The organism is Hydrogenophaga sp. ZJX-1, from assembly GCF_048590325.1.
Lineage (GTDB): Bacteria > Pseudomonadota > Gammaproteobacteria > Burkholderiales > Burkholderiaceae_C > Hydrogenophaga.
In genome coordinates this window covers 789,988-810,794 of record NZ_JBMBRA010000001.1, presented here as the reverse complement: position 1 = coordinate 810,794, position 20,807 = coordinate 789,988, and the positions used below count along the sequence as shown (strand labels likewise).

Genomic DNA, 20,807 nt, shown 5'->3' with positions numbered 1-20,807 from the left:
CTCATTCATTGAACAAACCCCGTTGGTAGGCCGCCCATTCACGCGACTTCGGATACCGCCGCTCCAGCTGTTGCGCCAGCTGGCCGACCGCCGCGTTGTTGTTCAGCTTGCGCTCGACCTTGATGCCCAGCCACAGCGTCTCGGCATTGGCCAGATCGGAATTGTTGATGCGGCGAATCACGAACTGCGACTTGGTGTAGTCGTTGCGGCGAAACTGAAGATTGGCCAGGTTGAAGCCGACATACGGATTGGCCGGGTCGAGTTCGTAGGCGCGCGCAAAACTGCTCTCCGCCTCGGGCAGTTGACCCATGCGGAGCTGACAGGTGCCCTGCAGCATCAAGGTCTTGGCCTGCCCACGGTAGACGGGACTGGCCAACGCCTGGGTAAAGAACTGCAAGGCCTCAGGGTAGCGCGCCTGGTTGCAGGCAAACCAGCCGTAGTTGTGCAGCGCATCCGGGTCGCGGGGATTGATCTGCAGGGCACGGCGGAAACTGTCTTCGGCCAGACGGGGATCATTGAGGCGCATGTAGACGAGCCCTCGCAACACATAGGCAGGCCCGTACCCCGGGTCGGCCGCCAGCGACTGCTTGATTTCGTCCAGCGCTACCGTGTTCTGCCCTTGTTCGAAATAGTTTGTCGCCAGTTCCACACGAATCCGGGCCCGCTTGCGCGTTTCGGGCTCGTCGGAATCGGTGATCGGCTCGACCGTGGTGGTCGTGTTCGAAACCGGCGCCCCGGCGCATGCCGCCAGCTGCGCCGCACCCGCGGCCAGCAGCAGCCACAACAGCGCCATCCGCATCCGGTACCGATGGCCAACACCGAGCCACCGGACACCGGGCAAGGCGCCCCGTCCAGCCTGTGAAGGCGCAGGGGCTTGATCTCGGCGGCTGTCGGCAAATGCGTCTGTCATACCTGTTTGTCCTTGGCTGTGTGCACGAATCGAATGGGTTGCACGGCGGCGTTCTGGCGGCGCTCGGCCAGGCGGCGGGCGGCATCGGTACGGTCGAGCACGTCGCCCGCCAACTGGCCGCAGGCGGCGTCGATGTCGTCGCCGCGGGTCTTGCGCACCGTCGTGACCACCCCACCCTCGTTGAGGATCTGCCCGAAGCGCAGCACCACGGCGCGCTGTGAGCACTTGAGCCCCGAGTCGGGAAAGGGGTTGAAAGGGATGAGGTTGATTTTGCACGGAACGCCGCGCCCACCATGCGTCTTGACGAGCGACAACAGCTGCTGCGCGTGTTCTGGCTGGTCGTTCACACCCTCCAGCATGCAGTACTCGAAAGTGATGAAGTCGCGTGGCGCGGCCGGCAGATAGCGCAGGCAGGCGTCGAGCAGTTCGGCAATCGGGTATTTGCGGTTCAGAGGCACCAGGGAGTCGCGCAGGGCATCGTTGGGTGCGTGCAGCGACACGGCCAGCGCCACCGGCACGTCCTGCGCCAGGCGATCGATCATCGGCACGACGCCGGACGTGGACACCGTGACCCGGCGGCGCGAGAGACCATAACCGTGGTCGTCCAGCATCACGCGCAAGGCGGGCACGAGGGCGCTGTAGTTCTGCAGCGGCTCGCCCATGCCCATCATCACCACGTTGGTGATCACGCGCTCGGTCGACTTCAGGTGTTTTCGAAGGAAATGTTCGGCGTGCCAGAGCTGCGCCAGGATCTCACCCGTGGTGAGGTTGCGCGAAAAACCCTGGTGACCGGTGGAGCAGAAACGGCATCCCACGGCGCAACCGGCCTGGGAAGAAACGCAGAGCGTGCCCCGGTCGTCTTCGGGGATGAACACCGTCTCTACGGCGTTGCCGTCACCCACATCAAACAGCCACTTGATGGTGCCGTCGACCGAGTCCTGGCGCGAGAGCACCGGCAGGTCTGTGACGTGGCAGACCGAGGGCAGCTTCTCGCGCAGACTTTTGGCGAGATCGGTCATCTCGTCGAAACGAGACGCCCCTTTTTGATGGATCCAGCGAAACAGCTGGACGGCGCGGAAACGCTTTTCGCCCAGCTGTTCGCAAAAGGCGGCCAGGCCTTCAAGATCAAAGTCGAGCAGGTTGGCCGTCATCACATGATCAACGCGCGTGTTCAGCGCGAGTAAACGTTCATGCCAGCGAAGAAGAACGCCACTTCAGCGGCGGCCGTCTCGGGGGCATCAGAACCGTGCACGGCGTTGGCATCGATGCTGTCGGCGAAATCGGCGCGGATGGTGCCGGCAGCGGCTTTCTTGGGATCGGTGGCGCCCATCAGATCGCGGTTCTTGGCAATGGCGCCTTCGCCTTCCAGGGCCTGGATCATCACCGGGCCGGAGATCATGAAGTCCACCAGGTCCTTGAAGAAAGGACGCTCTTTGTGCACAGCGTAGAAGGCTTCGGCTTCGCCGCGCGACAGGTGGGCCATGCGGGAGGCCACGACCTTCAGGCCGGCCGCTTCAAAACGGGCATAAATCTGGCCGATCACGTTCTTGGCGACGGCGTCGGGTTTGATGATCGAGAGGGTGCGTTCGATGGCCATGGTGGTCCTTGAATTTATTGATAAAAAACGAATTTTTCGCAGAGCTGCAAAGCCCTAGATTCTACATTGCGCCCATGTCCGGCATGGGGCACACGCTACAGCCCTGGCGCTCAGCGACCGCCGGTGCGCCCGCCGCCGCCGCCGCGGCGACGACCACCGGGCGGGCCGCCACGCCCCCCGTCCTGCTCGCGTTGGCGCTGCAGGGCGTCCTGGCCGATGTAGCCAAACGAAGTTTTCATGGGATCGGGCTGACCCGCGCCGCCGCCCGGCCCGCCGGGTTTGCCCCCACGGGCCTTGGGGTTGTCCGCGGGGCCGCCAAACATGCTGCTGCGCCGCACGGCGGGCGCCTCACCCCGGCTGCCGGGGGGATTGCCATAGTTGCGACCGCCGCCCTTGGGCGCCGACTTGCCACGGGTGGCCGGATGCCGTCCGCGGGGCGCACGGTCATCGCCCGTTGCGGGCATGCCGGCCGCGGCGGTCAGGCGGTCGATGTCCTGCTGGTCCAGCTCCACCCAGACACCGCGTTTGAGACCCCGCGGCAGCATCATGGCGCCGTAGCGGATGCGGATCAGGCGGCTGACCGCATGGCCCACCGCTTCAAGCATGCGGCGCACCTCGCGGTTGCGCCCCTCGCCGATGGTCACGCGGTACCAGCAGTTGGCCCCTTCCCCGCCCCCGTCTTCGATGCTCGAAAACTGGGCGATGCCGTCGTCGAGGCGCACACCGTCGAGCAAGCGCTGCTTTTCTTCGTTGGACAGAGCCCCCAGCACGCGCACCGCGTATTCGCGCTGCAGCCCGAAACGCGGGTGCATCAGGCGGTTGGCCAGTTCACCCGAGTCGGTCAGCAGCAACAACCCTTCGGTGTTCAGATCCAGGCGACCCACCGACTGCCATTTGCCTTGGTACAGGCGTGGCAGGCGGCGGAACACCGTGGGCCGGTTCTGGGGGTCGTCGTGGGAAACAACCTCACCCGCGGGCTTGTGATAGGCGAGCACGCGCGGCGGCGGCGGCGTCATGCGCACGCGCACCGGTTTGCCGTTGACCTTGATCACATCGCCGAACTGGATCCGCTGCCCCACATGGGCCGGCTCACCGTTGACGGAGATGCGCCCCTCCAGGATCAGCTGCTCCATCTCCAGCCTTGAGCCCATGCCCGCTTGTGCCAGCACCTTGTGCAGCTTCGGCGAATCGGCTTGGGGCGCGAGCACGCGCTTGGTCGGCAACGGCAGGTCCTGTTCCTGCTCGGCGTCAAAGGCACCGCTGACCACGTCATCGAAGCGCAGGGCATCGGGGGACGCGGCCGGAACTCGGGCAGGCACCGCGGGGGCATCAGGCTGCACCTGAGGCACGGTGGAATCGAGGCCCGCAGGTTCGACCGTTTCGACCTCACGGGGCGTGTCTGGAGGTGTGGGGTTGTTTGCCATGGTCATGGTGTTCCTGTGGGAGGCTCGTTCGTCTCGGTAGCGGTTTCTGATTCGGGTGGCACGGCATCGGTCAACGACACCTCGGCGGTTTCGCCTGCTTCGGGCAAGAGGCTGGTTGAAAGCGCCTCAAAGTCCAATCGGTCCAGCGCGGACTCCTGCACCTCGCTGCCTTCGAGCGGCGGCAGCTGGTCCAGCGAAGCAATGCCCAGATCGTCCAGAAACTGGCGGGTGGTGGCAAACAGGGCCGGACGACCCACGGTTTCGCGGTGGCCAATCACTTCGACCCAGCCCCGGTCTTCGAGTTGCTTCAGCAGCAGCGAATTGATGGTCACGCCACGGATGTCTTCCATGTCACCCCGGGTGACCGGCTGGCGGTAGGCAATGATGGCCAGCGTTTCCAGCGTGGCGCGGGTGTATCTGGGGGGCTTCTCGGGGTGCAGCCGGTCCAGATAGGGGCGCATTTCGGGCCGGCTCTGGAAGCGCCAGCCACTGGCCACCTGCACCAACTCCACGCCGCGGCCGGTCCACTCCAGCTGGAGATCGGCCAGCAGGCTCTTGAGGGTGTCGGGCGAGACTTCCATGTCGAACAGCACGCCCAACTCCCGCACGGAGAGCGGTTGCGGCGCGCAGATCAAAGCCGTCTCGAGGACGCGTCGGGCATCCGTGGTGTTCATCGCTGGTGTCTGTCAAAAACCGGTTGTCCGGTACGGGCTGCGAGAGGGTTCGAAGGCTGCCTGTGTGCCCGCCCGGCGGCGGGGCTGGGTCACCTGGAGCACCGCAACATCAGGGCATGGAGCGGCGCGATCCGGGTGGGGCTGTCTAAACGATCGGGAATCATCCCGAAAAAGCGGCCTGCTGAAGGCATTTGCACTGCCGGGGTGGCATCACCCCAACTGCGCTTCATTGTAATGGAGCCCGGACTTTGACAGGGCTTCCTGAAAATCGGCCGGTGGCGCGGACTGGAATACCAGCGGCTCGCCCGAAATCGGGTGCAAGAGACGCAGGCGTGTGGCGTGCAAGGCCTGGCGCGGCATGTCGAACAAAGGCTTGCCGCCGTACAAGGCATCTCCCACCAGCGGATGCCCGAGCCAGGCCATGTGCACCCGGATCTGGTGCGTGCGGCCGGTGTGCAGCTTGCAGACCACCAGACTGGCCTGCTCGTTGCCGTCGAGCAGCCGGATGGTGGTCTGGGCGGGTTTGCCACTGGTGGCATCGGGCCGCAGCACCGCCATGCGCAAGCGGTTGTGGGCGTCGCGACCCACGGGCTGGTCCACCAGCTGCTCGGCCGCGCCCTTCCAGCGGCCCTGTGCCAGCGCGACATAGCCGCGGTGCACTTCGCGCGCAGCGATGGCACGCACCAGGGCGTCCACCGCCGCCCTGCTCTTGCCCACCAGCATCAGGCCCGAGGTGTCCTTGTCGAGCCGGTGCACGATGCCCGCGCGCGGCAACTGGGCCGCCGCAGCGTGGTGGGCCAGCAGACCGTTGAGCAGCGTGCCGCTCCAGTTCCCGGCCGCCGGGTGCACCACGAGCCCGGCGGGCTTGTTGACCACGAGCAGGTGCGCGTCTTCAAAAACCACATCCAGCGCCATCGGCTGGGCCACGAACGCCATGGCCTGCTGGGTGGGGCGCAACTCCACCTGCAGCAGATGCCCCACCTGGATGCGGGTCGAGGGCTTGAGCACCGCAGCCCCCAGCATCTGCACGGCACCATCGGCCATGAGCTGCTGCAGGTAGGAACGCGAGAATTCGGGGATCAGTCGGGCCAGCGCGCGGTCGACCCGCCAGCCATGCATCTCGGCCGGGATTTCGCAGCAACGGGTCTCGGCCTCCAGCAGGGCGTCATCGCCGCCGGTCGTTGACTCGGAAGCCTCTGGGGTCATCCCCGGTGTCGACACCCCCCCCATCGATATAATTTCTGCTGACAAGACCTGTGTTCCTGTTGTAAAGGTGTGCGTGTGAAGTGTTCGTTCAGATTATCGGCGGTGTCCTTGTACACGCTGGGCTCATTGCTCGCCCTGTCGGGGTGCAGCAGCACACCGGTGGATGAAACTGCGGGCTGGAGCCCCAACAAGATTTACAGCGAAGCCATCGACGAGCGCGATGCCGGCCACTTCGAAAAAGCCGTGACGCTGTACGAAAAGCTCGAAGGCCGGGCGGCCGGCACGCCGCTGGCACAGCAGGCCCAGCTCGACAAGGCCTATACCCACTACAAGGCTGGCGAGCAGGCCCAGGCCCTGGCTGCGCTCGACCGCTTCCTGCGGTTGCATCCCGCCAGCCCCGCACTGGACTACGCGCTCTACCTCAAGGGCCTGGTCAACTTCAACGACAACCTCGGCCTGTTCGGCGCGCTCGCGCGTCAGGACCTGTCCGAGCGCGACCAGAAGGCGGCCAAGGCCTCGTTTGAATCGCTGCGTGAAGTCGTCACGCGATTCCCCGATTCGCGTTATGCACCCGACGCGCGTGCGCGCATGACCTACATCGTGAACTCGCTGGCGCAGTACGAAGTGCACGTGGCCCGCTACTACTACAACCGGGGCGCGTATGTGGCGGCCATCAACCGGGTACAGAGTGCGCTGACCGACTACACCGATGCCCCGGCGCTGGAAGAAGCGCTGTTCATCCTGGTGCGCAGCTATGACGCATTGGGCATGACCCAGTTGCGCGACGATGCCCGACGGGTGATGCAGACCAACTACCCGCAAAGCGCCTACCTCGGCGAGGGTGGCAAGTCGGTCAGCGACCCCTGGTGGAAGCTCTGGTGAGCGCCAGCTCGTCCAGCGCACGCATCACTTCGCCTTCATCGACCAGCCGCCGCATCGGCGGCAGGTCGGCCAGCAAGGCATTGCCGTAGGACCGCGTCAGCAGACGCCGGTCTCCGATCACCAGCACCCCGCGGTCGGTTTCGCTGCGGATCAGGCGCCCAACGCCCTGTCTGAGCGCCTGGGCCGCCTGGGGCATATAGACACCGTTGAATGCGCTGAGCCCGGCCTCGGTGAGTTTCTGTGCCCGCGCCTCGATCAACGGATCGTCGGGTGACGGAAAAGGCAGCTTGTCAATCACCAGCAGCTGCAGCACGTCACCGGCCAGATCCACGCCTTCCCAGAACGACGCGGACGCCACCAGGATGGCGCCCGCGTGTCCTTCGCCAGCGGCCGCGCGGAACCGCGCGAGCAGCGCCCGCCGGGACAAACGCCCTTGGCCCAGCACCTGCAGCGCAGCGCCCGGACCGGTCGGCAACATCGATGCGAGCAGCTCGGTCATGCGGTCGGCCGCCCGCAAGGTGGTGGTCAGCACCAGGGTGCGCCCACCGAGGCGCGATGCCCAGCGCGATACCGCATGAGCCAGCCGCTCGGTGTGATCGGGTTCACCGGGTTCGGGCAGATCGTGGGGCACGTACAGCGAGGCCAACGCGGCGTGATCAAACGGACTGGGCAGGCGCAAGGTGCGCAACCCCGGGTGGTGGTGCAAGCCCAGCGGTTCGGTGAACCAGCGCAGCGCATCGTCGCCGCCCAGGGTGGCCGAGGTGAATATCCAGCTGCGTGCCAATTGAGGCGCCGGATCCACCTGTGAAAACCGGGTCGAAGCGTCCGGCGGCACGCTGACCAGACGCCAGCCACCGACCCCGTCGACATCGGCCCAGCGCACACCTTCACCCTCCAGACCAGCGGCCCGGGGGCTCGTCCACCGGAGCCATTCGGCCTGCAAGGCGCGCACGCTCTCCAGGAGGCGCTGCAACTCGACGGCAGCGCCCTGGGTGGCCTCCAGCGCGTGTTCCATGGCGCGCAGGGCCTGGGCCAAACCCATCAGGGCCTGCGTCCAGAGCCGCGGATCCAGCCCATCCGGCGTTGGCCCCGACCAGCGACAACGACCCACCGCCACCGCGCCGGTTCGTGGCACGCCAGCCAGGCCTCGCACGGCCTGTTCCAGCTCCAGCGCCAGATGCGCCCAGGGTCGCTGGCCGCGCGCCCACACCTGCCCCTGGCCCGCCACCTCGCGCGCCAGCTCCCGCAAGCGCCCCGAGTCCAGCGTCACGCCCATGAACTGCACGCCGATCTCGTTGAGCCGGTGCGCCTCGTCAAACACCACCACCTCCACCTGGGGCAACAGCAACGGCTCACCGGACGCCTGCACGGCCTGGTCCGAAAAATACAGGTGGTGGTTGATCACCACCCAGTCGGCCTGCTGAGCCACGCGCCGCGCCCGGTTCACATGGCAGCTTGCCAGCCGCGGGCAGGCGCCCCCCAGGCAGTTCTCTCGCGTGGAGCTGATCCAGGGGCGCAATGGCGAACGCTCATCCAGCCCGGGCAGTTCGGCGAGGTCACCCTGCACCGACGCGGTGGCCCAGCGGTGCACATGCTCCAGCCCGGCGGCCAGCGCCGGGTCACGCAAGCTGCCGGCAACAGGTCCGCTGCGGGCCTGCTCCAGGCGCTGCAGGCAGACGTAGCTGGCACGGCCCTTGAGCAGCGCCACCCGCACCGGCAGGCCCAGCGCGCGACTCAGCGCCGGGATGTCGCGTGCAAACAGCTGCTCCTGCAGAGACTGGGTGGCGGTTGACAACAGGGCCCGACGTCCACTCAGGAGCAGCGGTGCGAGGTAGGCAAAAGTCTTGCCCACTCCCGTACCGGCCTCCACCGCAAGCCAGGTCTGGGTCTCCAGCGCTTCGGCCACGGCACACGCCATCTGAATCTGGGCCTGGCGTGGCTGCAAGCCTCCAGGCGTGTTTGCTGCCAGTGGACCATCGGCGGTAAAAAGCGCTGCTACCGTATCCACAAAGACCGTCAAACGCTGCCCCCCACGGGCACCGGCAGCCCGATGGTGAACAAGGCGCAACAGGACACCGCCCACCCCCGTCGGCCACCGGGTTGAACCGGGCGCATTTGGTGATAGTCTCGGCTTCTGATGGGTTTTCTGGTTACCATCCGAAGCGCCTCGACACCGACTGTGTCGTTCTGATTGTTGATCCACATGTCCAAAGGCTACCGCATCCACGCGTCCACCGGCACCCACCGGGGCGATCGCGACTACCAGCAGGACCAGGTCTGTCTGCTGCACCACCAACGCAACGACGGTTGCCTGCTGTCGGTGGTCGCCGATGGCATGGGAGGACGCAGCGGTGGACGCAAGGCATCGGATCAGGTCATGCTGACCGCGCGGCAACTGTTTGAGCGTTTTGATCCCGAGACCGACGACCCGTCGGCGATGCTGCGCCAGATCGTGGAAGAGTCGCATCTGGTGATCAAACTGACGGCGGTTTCAGCCGAGCAGGAACCGCACAGCACCATTGCCGCCTTCCTGATCAACCCGGGTGGCGACAGCCACTGGATCCACGCCGGCGACTCGCGCATCTACCACTTCCGCCAAGGTCAGCTGGTCTTCCGCACCATGGACCATTCCTATGTGCAGACCCTGGTCAACCAGGGCGAGATCACGGAAGAAGAGGCGCTGGACCACCCGCACTCCAACATCCTCATGGGCTGTCTGGGCACCGACAACGACCCGCCGGTGGACATCCACGTGGCACAAAAGCTCGGCCCGGGAGACGCCTTGCTCGCCTGCAGCGACGGCATCTGGCACTACTTCACGCCGGAAGAACTCGCCAGCACGGTGGCCATGCTCACACCGCGCGAAGCCTGTGAGTTCCTGATCCAGAAAGCACGCTCGCGTGCCAAAGGCATGGGCGACAACCTGTCGCTGACCATCGTCAAGTTCGATCCACTGACCTGAACGCGTTCAGGTCAGACCGGTGTCCACCTGCCTGTGCTCCAGCGTCAGGTATTCGGCCGACTGCATCTCGCCCAGGCGCGACACCGTTCGGGGAAATTCGTGTGACATCGGCCCTTCCAGATACAGCTGTTCTGGCGGCACGGCGGCCGACATCACGAGCTTGACCCGCCGGTCGTACAGCACGTCGATCAGCCAGGTGAATCGCCGCGCCTCGGACGCCTGGCGCACCGCCATCTGCGGCACGTTGGACAACAGCAGCGTGTGGAACTGCGTGGCGATTTCCAGGTAGTCGTTCTGCGAACGGGGACCGCCGCAGAGCGTGCGGAAGTCGAACCAGATCACGCCACCCGCGCGACGCACCGCGCTGATTTCGCGCGATTCAATGTGCATCACCGGGTCCTGGTCGGCCATCTCGGCCAGCTCGCCAAAGGTGGTTTCCATCGCCGCATCGGCCGCCGGGCCCAGCGGGCAATGGTAGAGCTGGATGTGCGTGAGGGTGCGCTGGCGGTAGTCGGTGCCGTTGTCCACGCTGAGCACTTCCAGCCGCGACTTCAGCAACTCAATCGCCGGCAGGATGCGGTCGCGGTGCAGGCCGTCCGGGTACAGGCCATCGGGGTGGAAGTTGGAGGTGGTGACAAAACCCACACCGGCCTTGAACAGCGCGTCCAGCAAGCGGTGCAGGATCATGGCGTCGGTCACGTCCGCCACATGGAATTCGTCGAAACAGATCAGCTTGTAGCGCTTGGCGATGCGCGCACCCAGCTCGTCCAACGGGTTGACCGTGCCTTGCAGCTCGCGCAGTTCGCGGTGCACCTCGCGCATGAATTCGTGGAAGTGCAGCCGCGTCTTGCGGCGCAGCGGCACCGCGTTGTAGAAGCAGTCCATCAGGAAACTCTTGCCCCGCCCCACCCCGCCGAACATGTAGACCCCACGCGGGATCTCGGGATTGACGAACATCTTCTTCAGCGCGTTGGAGCGCCGCTGCTTGTACGTCGCCCACTCGGATGCACACCGCTCCAGCGCGTCGATGGCACGCTGCTGGGCGGGGTCGGTGGTGTAGCCGCGCTCCTTGAGCGCGGCTTCGTAGGTGCTGCGGACCGACAAGGGCGAACCCGGATCAGAAGTTCAAGGTGCGCTTGTCAACGGCCAGTGCCGCCTCTTTCGTCGACTCGGAGAGCGACGGATGGGCATGGCAGATGCGGGCGATGTCTTCGGCCGAGGCTTTGAACTCCATCGCCATCACGGCTTCGGCGATCAACTCGGACGCCTGCGGGCCGATGATGTGCACGCCCAGGATTTCATCGCTCGTCGCATCGGCAACGATCTTGACAAAGCCGGTGGTGTCGCCCAGCGCGCGCGCGCGGCCGTTGGCCAGGAAGGGGAACTGGCCCGCTTTGTAGGCCACACCTTCGGCCTTGAGCTGCTGCTCGGTCTTGCCGACCCAGGCGATCTCGGGGCTGGTGTAGATCACGTAAGGGATGGTGTTGAAATTCACGTGACCATGCTGGCCCGCGATGCGCTCGGCCACCGCCACACCCTCTTCTTCCGCCTTGTGCGCCAGCATCGGACCACGCACCACGTCACCCACCGCCCAGACGCCCGGCAGGTTGGTGCGGCAGTCGGCATCGACCATGATGGCGCCACGTTCGTCCAGCTGCAGGCCGACGGCCTCAGGGTTCAGACCGATGGTGTTGGCCACTCGGCCGATCGAGACGATCAGCTTGTCCACCGCCAGCTCCTGGGCTTCGCCCTTGGCGTTGGTGTAGGCGACGCTGACGCCCTTCTTGCCGTTCTTGATCTCGCTGATCTTCACACCCAACTCGATCTTCAGGCCTTGCTTGGTGAAGACCTTCAGGGCTTCCTTGGCGATGCCTTCGTCGGCCGCCGGCAGGAAAGCGGACATGGCTTCCAGCACCACGACCTCCGCACCCAGGCGGCGCCAGACCGAACCCATTTCCAGGCCGATCACGCCGGAGCCGATCACGCCCAGCTTCTTGGGCACGGCCCCCACGCGCAGCGCGCCGTCGTTGGACAACACGTTGACTTCGTCGAAGTCCACGCCGGGCAGCGCACGCGCGTTGGATCCGGTAGCGACGATGACCTGCTTGCCGCTGATGACTTCTTCTGCGGCACCGGCCACCTTGATCTGGTAGCCACCATCAGCCGCTGCCACGAAAGAGCCACGGCCGTGGAAGAAGGTGACCTTGTTCTTCTTGAGCAGGTAGAGGATGCCGTCGTTGTTCTGCTTCACGACGCCGTCCTTGCGGGCCACCATCTTGGCCACGTCCATCGTCACCTTGCCGGTGCTGATGCCGTGGTCGGCGAAGTGGTGGTTGGCGTGCTCGAAGTGCTCGCTGGACTGCAGCAGCGCCTTGGAGGGGATGCAACCGACGTTGGTGCAGGTACCTCCCGGGGCGGGTCCGCCAGCGGCGTTCTTCCACTCGTCGATACACGCGACCTTGAAGCCCAGCTGGGCAGCGCGGATGGCAGCGATGTAGCCACCGGGGCCGGCGCCGATCACGACGACGTCAAATGCTTGAGACATGTTTTCTTATCCTGAATGGGGTTGGACAAACGCCCCCGAAGGGGCGTCTGGACTTTCGCTGTTCGATCAGATGTCAAAGAGAAGACGAGCCGGGTCTTCCAGCGCTTCCTTCATGGCCACCAGGCCCAGCACGGCTTCGCGGCCGTCGATGATGCGGTGGTCGTAGGACATGGCGAAGTAGTTCATCGGACGAACCACCACCTGACCGTTTTCCACCATGGCGCGGTCCTTGGTGGCGTGCACGCCCAGGATGGCCGACTGCGGCGGGTTGATGATGGGAGTGGACATCATCGAACCGAAGGTGCCGCCGTTGGAAATGGAGAAGGTGCCACCGGTCATGTCGTCCATGCCCAGCTTGCCGTCCTTGGCCTTCTGGCCAAACTCGGCGATCTTCTTCTCGATCTCGGCAAAGCTCATCTGGTCGGCGTTGCGCAGGATGGGCACCACCAAGCCGCGCGGCGAACCGACGGCGATACCGATGTCGAAGTAGCCGTGGTAGACGATGTCGTTGCCGTCCACCGAGGCGTTGAGCACGGGGAACTTCTTGAGCGCGTGCACAGCGGCCTTCACGAAGAAGCTCATGAAGCCGAGCTTGACGCCGTGTTCCTTTTCAAACCGCTCCTGCATGCGCTTGCGCATGTCCATGACCGGAGCCATGTTGATTTCGTTGAACGTGGTCAGGATGGCGTTGGTCGATTGCGACTGCAGCAGACGCTCGGCCACGCGGGCACGCAGGCGCGTCATGGGCACGCGCTCTTCGGGACGGTCGCCCAGATCGGGCGCCACTGTCGCCACCTGCGGCAGCACCTTGGTGGGTGCACCGGTCGGGATCGCCACGGGGGCGGCCACGGCTGGCTTGGGTGCTGCGGCGGCGGACAGGACATCGCCCTTGGTCACACGGCCGTCTTTGCCAGTGCCGGCCACAGAGCCTGGCGCCATGCCACCGTCGGCCATCAGCTTGGCGGCGGCGGGCATGGCCACACCGGCCATGGACTGGGACGCAGCAGCGGCAGCTGGCGCAGCGGCTGCGGGTGCCGGGGCTGCAGCGACGGGTGCAGCAGCAGCGGCTGGCGCAGTCGCACCGGCCACGGCGGTGGTGTCGATGCGGGCGATCAGCTGCTCGGCAGCCACGGTGGCGCCATCGCCTTGCAGGATCTCCACCAGAACGCCGGAGGACGGTGCCGGGCACTCCAGCACCACCTTGTCGGTCTCGATCTCGATGAGTGTCTCGTCAGCGGTGACGGCATCACCGACCTTCTTCTTCCATTGCAGCAGGGTGGCTTCGGCCACCGATTCGGAGAGCTGCGGAACTTTGACTTCTACGATTGCCATGTGTCTTCTACCTTGATTTTTTCGATTCGCGCCGGCCTTCGTGTCACCCCTCAAAGAGGTGCTGGGCCAGCGCGGGTCCGGATTATTTGGTGAGGATGAAGCCCTTGAGCTTGCTGAAAGCGGCTTCGATCAGGGTCTTCTGCTGCTCCTGGTGCAGGTGCGCGTATCCCACCGCAGGCGACGCCGAAGCGGCCCGACCGGCGTAACCCAGCTTCTGGCCATCGAGCATGTTCTCGTGGATGTAGTGCTGCACAAAGAACCAGGCGCCCTGGTTTTGCGGCTCGTCCTGGCACCACACGATGTCGGTGGCGTTCGGGTACTTCTTGACCTCGGCACCGAACACCTTGTGCGGGAACGGGTAGAGCTGTTCCACACGCAGGATGGCCACGTCGTCGTCGCCACGCTCATCGCGCTTCTTGACCAGGTCGTAATAAACCTTGCCAGAGCAGCAGATGAGACGCTTGACCTTGTCCGCGTTCTTGACCACGTCGGCGTTGCTCTCGGGAATCACGGTCTGGAAGCTGCCTTTGGTGAACTCGGACAACGGTGACGTGGCGTCCTTGTTGCGCAGCAGCGACTTGGGCGTGAAGATCACCAGCGGCTTGCGCAGGTTGCGGATCACCTGGCGGCGCAGGATGTGGAAGATCTGGCTCGCCGTGGTGGGCTGCACGATCTGCATGTTGGTGTCGGCCGCCAGCTGCATGAAACGCTCCAGACGCGCCGAGCTGTGCTCGGGACCCTGGCCTTCGTAGCCGTGCGGCAGCATCAGCGTGATGCCGTTGACACGGCCCCACTTCACCTCACCGGAAGCGATGAACTGGTCAATCACGACCTGCGCGCCGTTGGCGAAATCGCCGAACTGCGCTTCCCAGATCACCAGGGTGTTCGGGTCGTTGGAGGCGTAGCCGTATTCAAAGCCCAGCACCGCCTCTTCGGACAGGATGGAGTCGATGACGACGAACGGCGCCTGGTTGTCGGCCACGTTCTGCAGCGGCGTGTAGGTACCGGTGTCCCACTTTTCGCGGTTCTGGTCGTGGATCACGGCGTGGCGGTGCGTGAACGTGCCACGGCCGCAGTCTTCGCCCGACAGGCGCACCGGGAAGCCGCTGGCCACCAGGGAGGCAAACGCCATGTGTTCGCCCATGCCCCAGTCCACCGGGATGTCGCCACGGCCCATGGCCGCGCGGTCGGCGTAGACCTTCTTCACCAGCTGGTGTGGGCTCACGCTCTCCGGAATGGTGGTCAGGCGACCGGCCAGGCGCTTCCACTCGGCCATCGGGATCGCCGTGTCGCCCGCGTCGGTCCATTTCTTGCCAAGGAAGGGCGACCAGTCGACCGCGTACTTGCTCTTGAAGTTGGTCAGCACCGGGTCCACCGTGTGGCGGCCGGCGTCGAGTGCAGCGCGGTAGGCCTTGGCCATGTCATCGCCCAGCGTTTCACCCAGGCCCTGCGCAGCCAGCTTGTCGGCGTAGAGCTTGCGGGTGCCTGGATGCGCGCTGATCTTCTTGTACATCAGTGGCTGGGTCAGGCTCGGGGTGTCCTGTTCGTTGTGACCCAGCTTGCGGAAGCAGATGATGTCGAGCACCACGTCCTTGCGGAAGGTCATGCGGTATTCCAGCGCCAGCTGGGTGGCCAGCACCACGGCTTCCGGATCGTCACCGTTGACGTGCAGCACCGGCGCCTCGACACCCTTGACGATGTCGGTGCAATACAGCGTGGAGCGCAGGTCGCGCGGGTCGGAGGTGGTGAAACCAATCTGGTTGTTGATGATCAGGTGCACCGTGCCGCCCGTGGTGTAGCCGCGGGTCGCCGCCAGAGCCAGGGTTTCCTGGTTCACACCCTGGCCGGCAAATGCGGCATCGCCGTGCACCAGCACCGGCAGTACCTGCTTGCCCAGCGGATCGCCGCGGCGGTCCATGCGGGCGCGCACCGAACCTTCGACCACCGGGTTCACGATTTCCAGGTGCGAAGGGTTGAAAGCCAGCGAGAGGTGCACCGGACCGCCGGGGGTGGTCACGTCCGAGCTGAAGCCCTGGTGGTATTTCACGTCACCGGCGGGCAGGTCTTCGGGGGCTGTGTGGTCGAACTCGGCGAACAGGTCCTTGGGCATCTTGCCCAGGATGTTGACCAGCACGTTCAGGCGGCCACGGTGGGCCATGCCGATCACGATTTCCTGCACGCCCTGCGCACCGGCCTGCTGGATCACTTCGTCCATGGCGGCGATGAAACTCTCGCCACCTTCGAGCGAGAAGCGCTTCTGCCCCACGTACTTGGTGTGCAGGAAACGCTCCAGACCTTCGGCCGCGGTCAGGCGGTCGAGAATGGCTTTTTTCTTCTCGGCATTGAAGGCTGGCTTGCTGCGGATGGCTTCCAGCTTTTCCTGCCACCAGCGCTTTTGCGTCTGGTCGCTGATGTACATGTACTCGGCACCCACGCTGGCGCAGTAGGTTTCGCGCAACGCATTGAGCAGGTCACGCAGCGACATGACCTCTTTGCCGAAGAAGGTGTTGCTGGTGTTGAAGACGGTTTCGAAATCGGCGTCGGAAAAACCGTAGAACGCGGGATCGAGTTCGGGGATGTTGTCGCGCTCGGTGCGCTTGAGCGGGTCGAGATCGGCCCAGCGGGAGCCGACATTGCGGTAAGCGGCGATCAGCTGCTGGACGGCGACACGTTTGCGACCCAGATCGGAGTCGGCACCTGCGGCCACAACGACCTTGGTACCGCCTTGTTTGGCGCGCTCGGCAAAAGCGTTGATGACCGGCTGGTGGGGGACGTCGCGGGCATCGGAGCCGTCGCCGGCAGGCACATGCTGAAGGGCGTCAAAGTAGCCGCGCCAGTTGTCCGGCACGCTGCCGGGATTTTCCAGGTACTTCTCGTACATCTCTTCCACGTACGGTGCGTTGCCGCCGAAGAGATAGGAATTGTTCTGGTAGGCAACATAGACGTTGCCCCCGTTCGATGGGGAATTGCTCATAGATTCGCTGACCTCCGCTTCCCTCTGGGAAACATTAGCTGGTTAAAGAAACCTCCCGCGACACGGCTTAACCGATTGGCGGATGCGACAGTGACTGTGGAAGGACCTGACTGCAGCCCGTGATTGTGCCACCTGAGCGCAGGCTCAGGGAAAAAGAATGCAGTGGAGGATGCCCCGGGGGGCGGAATCACCCCGGAGTTGTTGCAGCTGCGCGAAGCGACAGCGCCGTGTCAGGCGACACGATCCAGGATCAGGAAACCACGCGGGGCGACAGGCGCTCGGACGCAGGCACTGCGCTGGGCTCGTCCATTTCAATCGCGATCTGCGTGCAGACCGTGCGGCACAACGTGACCGCTTTTTCGCTTTGCACACGGTAGATGACCTGGGTGCCGTCCTTGCGTTTGGCCAGCACACCCGCCCGGTACAACAGGTTCAGATGCTGGGACAGGTTGGGCTGGGTGGTGTCGATTTCCTGCAGCAGCTGGGAAACCGATTTCTCTCTGTCGCACAGGGCGCTGAGGATGCGCAAGCGCATGGGCGTGGCCAGCACGCCAAACAACTCGGCGGCCATTTCGAACACGCGCACCTTCTCGACATTGGCATCGGACTCGATCATTTGTTCCATGGCAGACCACACTTTTGTCAATATAAGCATGGATCATACTTACAAAAACCGCCGTTGACCATGCGTTTTTGTCGGGATTGACGCGGGTTTGGCGCCCCCAAAAAAGAAACCCGGTGCGTCAGGCAACGTCACCGGGTTTCAACAGGATTCTGGCACCAGGCCAGATGGGGAGATCAGGCCCGCAGATCCTTGATCTGCTGCAGTGCGGCGGGGTCGTCCATGGTGGTCAGATCGCCGGGGTCGCGGCCTTCACAGACCGCCTGTATGGCGCGGCGCAGCAACTTGCCCGAGCGCGTCTTGGGCAACACATTGACAAAGCGCACCCGTGCCGGGCGCGCCACGGCACCCAGTTGCTCGTCCACCAGCTTCATCACTTCGCCCTCCAGCTTCAGGCGCGCCGCATCGTCGGTGAGCACCGAGGCGTCCTTCACCACGGCAAACGCCATGGCCACCTGGCCTTTGAGCTGATCGGCCACGCCCACCACCGCCACCTCGGCGATCTTCGGGTGGCTGGAAATGCTCTCTTCGATCTCGCGCGTGCCCAGGCGGTGGCCGGCGACGTTGATCACGTCGTCGGTGCGACCGAGGATGAAGTAATAGCCGTCGTCGTCGCGGATGCCCCAGTCGAAGGTGCTGTAGACCATGCGGCCGGGCACGCTGGTCCAGTAGGTCTTGACGAACCTGGCGTCGTCGCCCCAGATGGTCTGCATGCAACCCGGGGGCAAAGGACCTTCGACCGCGACAACCCCTTTCTGGTTGCCGCCCTGCAGCTCGGCACCCGTCTGGTCGTCCAGCAGCTTGACGTTGTAGCCATAAACCGCCTTGCCCGGCGAGCCGAATTTGCTGTCGGCCTTCTCCACGCCGTTGCAGATCGCCAGAATCGGCCAGCCGGTTTCGGTCTGCCAGTAGTTGTCGACGATGGGTTTGCCCAGTTCGTCGGAGATCCACTTGGCGGTCGGTTCGTCCAGCGGCTCACCAGCGAGAAACAGCGCCTTCAGGCTGGAGAGGTCGTATTTCTTGATGAAGGACGAATCGTATTTCTTGAGCACGCGCACCGCGGTGGGTGCGCTGAACATGACACTGACCTTGTACTTCTCGACCAAGCTCCACCAGATGCCGGCGTCGGGCCGGATCGGCAGGCCTTCGTACATGATGGTCGCCATGCCGCCGATCAGCGGGCCGTAGATGATGTAGCTGTGGCCCACAACCCAGCCGATGTCGCTGGTGGAGAAATAGGTTTCGCCCGGCTCGCCCATGTAGATGTGCTTCATCGACGCCGCCAGGGCCACGGTGTAGCCACCGGTGTCGCGCTGCACGCCCTTGGGTTTGCCGGTGGTGCCGCTGGTGTAGAGCGTGTAGCTGGGGTGCGTGGCGTCGACCCATTCGCAGGGCACCACGGTGTCCATGTGGCGCGCGCGTTCGGCCGAGTAGTCCACGTCCCGGCCGTCCACCGAGTTGAATGCCACCAGCCCGCGGTTGACCATCACCACCTTCTGCGGTTTGTGGGCCGAGAGCTTGATGGCTTCATCCAGCAGCGGCTTGTATTCCACCACCTTGCCGCCACGCGACCCGGCGTCGGCACTCACGATGGCCACGGGCGACGCGTCTTCGATGCGGCTGGCCAGCGAGTGGCTGGCGAAACCGCCGAACACCACCGAGTGGATGGCACCGATGCGCACGCAGGCCAGCATCGCGAACGCGGCCTCCGGAATCATGGGCATGTAGATCAGGACGCGATCACCCTTCTTCACGCCCTGGTCCTGCAGGATGGCGGCCATGCGCTGCACCTCGGCGTGCAGTTCGCGGAAGCTAAAGATCTTTTCGACATTGGTTTCGGTCGAGACGAAGATCAGCGCGTTCTGGTCCGCGCGGTCTTTCAGGTGGCGATCGACCGCGTTGTGGCACAGGTTGGTCAGTCCACCCTCAAACCAGCGCGCAAACGGCGGGTTGTCGTAGTTGCAGACGCGGTCGAAGGGCTTGTGCCAGTCCACCAGCTTCGCCTGCTCGGCCCAGAAGACGTCACGGTCTTCGATCGAACGGCGGTGGAAATCGGCGTAGCCCTGAGCGTTGCTCATGTGAGTCTCCTGCGTGGTAGTCGGTTGAAATGCGACAACGACCGCGCCGGACCCCTAGGATTTACGGCGTGGTCGCGAAAAACTGAATTCATAATTATGGCGTTCAGACTTGCGACAGTCTGACAAATCCCCCCCTCCACGCCCATCCGCCAAACGCACCGGCCTGACGCTGGTCAACCCATCGCCACGTCTGCTGGATGCCGCGAGCACCCTCTTCCAGCAGCGTTTGGGCGCCCTACTTGATCAGCGCGTGGATTTCCCGGAACGCCGGGTGGTCGGCCGTGCGCAGCCACTCGAAAGCCAGCATCTCCGTTGTGATGAGCTCTGCGCCAGCTCCCGCCAGGCGGTCAAAGGCCGCATCGCGGTTGCGCTCGGTGCGCGAGCCGCAGGCGTCGGTCACGACCCAGACGTCGATCTCCTGCTCGATCAGTTCAAGCACAGTCTGCAGCAGGCAAACATGCGCCTCGCAACCGGCGATCACCACCGTGTTGCGCTCGGGCGCCTGGCTCGGGGCGGCCTTTTGCAGGTGTTTGGGCAGGCTGCGGGCGTTGCCAGAGACCGGGCGCACCGCTGGACGCAAGCAGTCCAGCAAACCGGCCTCGACGGCGCTGAAGCTCATCTTGCTCAGGGTTTTCTGGCACAAGGCCCGCAACGCCGCGTCGTTGCCACCGAGTTTTTCCGGGTTCTGTTCGGTACCGAAAACCGGTACCCGAAACACTTGAGCCATGCGGGCCAGGCGAACCGCATTGGCCAGCACCAGCGGCGCCTCGTGGATCGCGGGCAACAAGCGGGTTTGGTAGTCGACCAGCACCAGCTGGGAATCGGCGGCATCAAGCAGCATCGGGCAGTCTCTTCGTTGGGTTGGAACACACCGGCCAGATGGCGGTGCAGCAGGTTGAGCCCAGCATTGTGACAAAGGCGCATGCCGCGCGGCCGCCCGGACAGGCCCAATCGCGCAATGTTCAAACAAATCAATGCATTGCTTGACTTTCCTCGCTTGACTTCTCGAAGCTTCACCCTTAACCTGAAAAGATATGAAGCGTTGGATCCCTGTTCTGCTGCTGGCTGGCATGCCGTTGGTGCATGCTGCGCCAGGCGAAGTTGTCTACGAAGACATGGACGTGCTGCTACAGGAAAAAGGTGTCATCTCGCGCCTGAGCGAGCAGATTCAGCAGGTTCGCGACAACGTGGGTGCGTCGGCCTCGAACCTCGTGATCCATGCCATGGGGTTCCTGGGCGTCCCCTACAGTTACGGCGGCAACAGCGCCGAAACCGGGGTCGACTGCAGCGGTCTGGTGCGCACGGTCTTTGAAAAGTCGGTGGGCAAGATCCTGCCGCGCCGGGCAGTGGACCAGGCCGCGGCGACCGAAACCATAGACCGCAGCGAACTCAAGCCCGGCGACCTGGTTTTCTTCAACACCATGAAACGGGCGTTCAGCCACGTGGGCATCTATGTCGGAGACGGGAAGTTCATCCATGCCCCACGTTCAGGTTCCTCCGTCCGGGTGGAAGACATGCGCGTCGCGTACTGGAGCACCCGGTTCAACGGTGCCCGGCGTGTCCCGCTGCAACCATCGACCCATACGGCCGTGCGTTGAACC

General features: G+C 64.5%; 16 protein-coding genes and 1 pseudogene. 3 read left to right on the top strand and 14 right to left on the bottom strand.

Annotated elements, in window-relative coordinates:
* Position 1: 1 nt before the first annotated feature.
* The 6 genes from pilW to ACN5W5_RS03910 form a co-directional block, all read right to left on the bottom strand.
* The gene (gene pilW / locus ACN5W5_RS03935; protein WP_420047435.1) at positions 2-799 is read right to left on the bottom strand and encodes a type IV pilus biogenesis/stability protein PilW; all 798 of its coding nucleotides are present in this window, start codon (positions 797-799) and stop codon (positions 2-4) included.
* A 107-nt stretch (positions 800-906) separates the two neighbouring features.
* Positions 907-2,061: a 23S rRNA (adenine(2503)-C(2))-methyltransferase RlmN gene (gene rlmN, locus ACN5W5_RS03930; RefSeq protein WP_420047254.1), complete on the bottom strand. Its 1,155-nt coding sequence runs from the start codon at positions 2,059-2,061 to the stop codon at positions 907-909.
* Between the two features lie 20 nt (positions 2,062-2,081).
* A complete protein-coding gene (ndk, locus tag ACN5W5_RS03925; RefSeq protein WP_226466462.1) occupies positions 2,082-2,507 on the bottom strand; it encodes a nucleoside-diphosphate kinase in 426 nt (141 codons plus the stop codon).
* Positions 2,508-2,617: 110 nt separating this feature from the next.
* Positions 2,618-3,937, bottom strand: a complete 1,320-nt coding sequence (locus tag ACN5W5_RS03920; RefSeq protein ID WP_420047253.1) for a pseudouridine synthase — start codon at positions 3,935-3,937, stop codon at positions 2,618-2,620.
* The gene (scpB, locus tag ACN5W5_RS03915; RefSeq protein ID WP_420047252.1) at positions 3,934-4,605 is read right to left on the bottom strand and encodes an SMC-Scp complex subunit ScpB; all 672 of its coding nucleotides are present in this window, start codon (positions 4,603-4,605) and stop codon (positions 3,934-3,936) included. Before scpB ends, ACN5W5_RS03920 begins: the two co-directional genes overlap by 4 nt.
* 210 nt (positions 4,606-4,815) lie before the next feature.
* The gene (locus tag ACN5W5_RS03910; RefSeq protein WP_420047251.1) at positions 4,816-5,811 is read right to left on the bottom strand and encodes an RluA family pseudouridine synthase; all 996 of its coding nucleotides are present in this window, start codon (positions 5,809-5,811) and stop codon (positions 4,816-4,818) included.
* 75 nt (positions 5,812-5,886) lie between these two features.
* Between ACN5W5_RS03910 and ACN5W5_RS03905 the strand changes: the two genes are divergently transcribed.
* On the top strand, positions 5,887-6,693 hold the full coding sequence (locus ACN5W5_RS03905) for an outer membrane protein assembly factor BamD (RefSeq protein WP_210829358.1): 807 nt from the start codon (positions 5,887-5,889) through the stop codon (positions 6,691-6,693).
* On the opposite strand, the gene ACN5W5_RS03900 is transcribed toward ACN5W5_RS03905, so the two are convergent.
* Positions 6,665-8,638, bottom strand: a complete 1,974-nt coding sequence (locus ACN5W5_RS03900; RefSeq protein WP_420047250.1) for an ATP-dependent DNA helicase — start codon at positions 8,636-8,638, stop codon at positions 6,665-6,667. The genes ACN5W5_RS03905 and ACN5W5_RS03900 overlap by 29 nt on opposite strands.
* A gap of 258 nt (positions 8,639-8,896) precedes the next feature.
* Between ACN5W5_RS03900 and ACN5W5_RS03895 the strand changes: the two genes are divergently transcribed.
* Positions 8,897-9,655, top strand: coding sequence for a PP2C family protein-serine/threonine phosphatase (locus ACN5W5_RS03895; protein WP_420047249.1), 759 nt, complete (start codon positions 8,897-8,899; stop codon positions 9,653-9,655).
* A gap of 6 nt (positions 9,656-9,661) precedes the next feature.
* On the opposite strand, the gene zapE is transcribed toward ACN5W5_RS03895, so the two are convergent.
* The 7 genes and pseudogenes from zapE to ACN5W5_RS03860 form a co-directional block, all read right to left on the bottom strand.
* Positions 9,662-10,759, bottom strand: a complete 1,098-nt coding sequence (zapE, locus tag ACN5W5_RS03890; RefSeq protein ID WP_210829351.1) for a cell division protein ZapE — start codon at positions 10,757-10,759, stop codon at positions 9,662-9,664.
* A gap of 13 nt (positions 10,760-10,772) precedes the next feature.
* Positions 10,773-12,200, bottom strand: coding sequence for a dihydrolipoyl dehydrogenase (lpdA, locus tag ACN5W5_RS03885; RefSeq protein WP_420047248.1), 1,428 nt, complete (start codon positions 12,198-12,200; stop codon positions 10,773-10,775).
* 66 nt (positions 12,201-12,266) lie between these two features.
* The gene (odhB, locus tag ACN5W5_RS03880) at positions 12,267-13,532 is read right to left on the bottom strand and encodes a 2-oxoglutarate dehydrogenase complex dihydrolipoyllysine-residue succinyltransferase (RefSeq protein ID WP_420047247.1); all 1,266 of its coding nucleotides are present in this window, start codon (positions 13,530-13,532) and stop codon (positions 12,267-12,269) included.
* Positions 13,533-13,614: 82 nt separating this feature from the next.
* On the bottom strand, positions 13,615-16,506 hold the full coding sequence (locus ACN5W5_RS03875; RefSeq protein ID WP_420047246.1) for a 2-oxoglutarate dehydrogenase E1 component: 2,892 nt from the start codon (positions 16,504-16,506) through the stop codon (positions 13,615-13,617).
* Positions 16,507-16,756: 250 nt separating this feature from the next.
* Positions 16,757-17,131 carry an ArsR/SmtB family transcription factor gene (locus tag ACN5W5_RS03870; protein WP_177134943.1) on the bottom strand — a complete coding sequence of 125 codons (375 nt, stop codon included), beginning with the start codon at positions 17,129-17,131 and terminating at the stop codon, positions 16,757-16,759.
* Between the two features lie 173 nt (positions 17,132-17,304).
* Positions 17,305-19,215, bottom strand: a pseudogene (locus tag ACN5W5_RS03865) (propionate--CoA ligase); the annotation flags it as partial.
* A 226-nt stretch (positions 19,216-19,441) separates the two neighbouring features.
* Complete coding sequence (locus ACN5W5_RS03860) at positions 19,442-20,047, bottom strand: isochorismatase family protein (RefSeq protein WP_420047245.1); 606 nt, start codon at positions 20,045-20,047, stop codon at positions 19,442-19,444.
* A 193-nt stretch (positions 20,048-20,240) separates the two neighbouring features.
* Between ACN5W5_RS03860 and ACN5W5_RS03855 the strand changes: the two genes are divergently transcribed.
* Positions 20,241-20,804: a C40 family peptidase gene (locus tag ACN5W5_RS03855; protein WP_420047244.1), complete on the top strand. Its 564-nt coding sequence runs from the start codon at positions 20,241-20,243 to the stop codon at positions 20,802-20,804.
* Positions 20,805-20,807 lie beyond the last annotated feature (3 nt).

Bases quoted from the DNA above. Each gene is read 5' to 3' on its own strand.
- pilW (WP_420047435.1), bottom strand. From the start codon at position 799: ATGCGGATGGCGCTGTTGTGGCTGCTGCTGGCCGCGGGTGCGGCGCAG.
- rlmN (WP_420047254.1), bottom strand. From the start codon at position 2,061: ATGACGGCCAACCTGCTCGACTTTGATCTTGAAGGCCTGGCCGCCTTT.
- ndk (WP_226466462.1), bottom strand. From the start codon at position 2,507: ATGGCCATCGAACGCACCCTCTCGATCATCAAACCCGACGCCGTCGCC.
- ACN5W5_RS03920 (WP_420047253.1), bottom strand. From the start codon at position 3,937: ATGACCATGGCAAACAACCCCACACCTCCAGACACGCCCCGTGAGGTC.
- scpB (WP_420047252.1), bottom strand. From the start codon at position 4,605: ATGAACACCACGGATGCCCGACGCGTCCTCGAGACGGCTTTGATCTGC.
- ACN5W5_RS03910 (WP_420047251.1), bottom strand. From the start codon at position 5,811: ATGACCCCAGAGGCTTCCGAGTCAACGACCGGCGGCGATGACGCCCTG.
- ACN5W5_RS03895 (WP_420047249.1), top strand. From the start codon at position 8,897: ATGTCCAAAGGCTACCGCATCCACGCGTCCACCGGCACCCACCGGGGC.
- lpdA (WP_420047248.1), bottom strand. From the start codon at position 12,200: ATGTCTCAAGCATTTGACGTCGTCGTGATCGGCGCCGGCCCCGGTGGC.
- odhB (WP_420047247.1), bottom strand. From the start codon at position 13,532: ATGGCAATCGTAGAAGTCAAAGTTCCGCAGCTCTCCGAATCGGTGGCC.
- ACN5W5_RS03875 (WP_420047246.1), bottom strand. From the start codon at position 16,506: ATGAGCAATTCCCCATCGAACGGGGGCAACGTCTATGTTGCCTACCAG.
- ACN5W5_RS03870 (WP_177134943.1), bottom strand. From the start codon at position 17,131: ATGGAACAAATGATCGAGTCCGATGCCAATGTCGAGAAGGTGCGCGTG.
- ACN5W5_RS03860 (WP_420047245.1), bottom strand. From the start codon at position 20,047: ATGCTGCTTGATGCCGCCGATTCCCAGCTGGTGCTGGTCGACTACCAA.
- ACN5W5_RS03855 (WP_420047244.1), top strand. From the start codon at position 20,241: ATGAAGCGTTGGATCCCTGTTCTGCTGCTGGCTGGCATGCCGTTGGTG.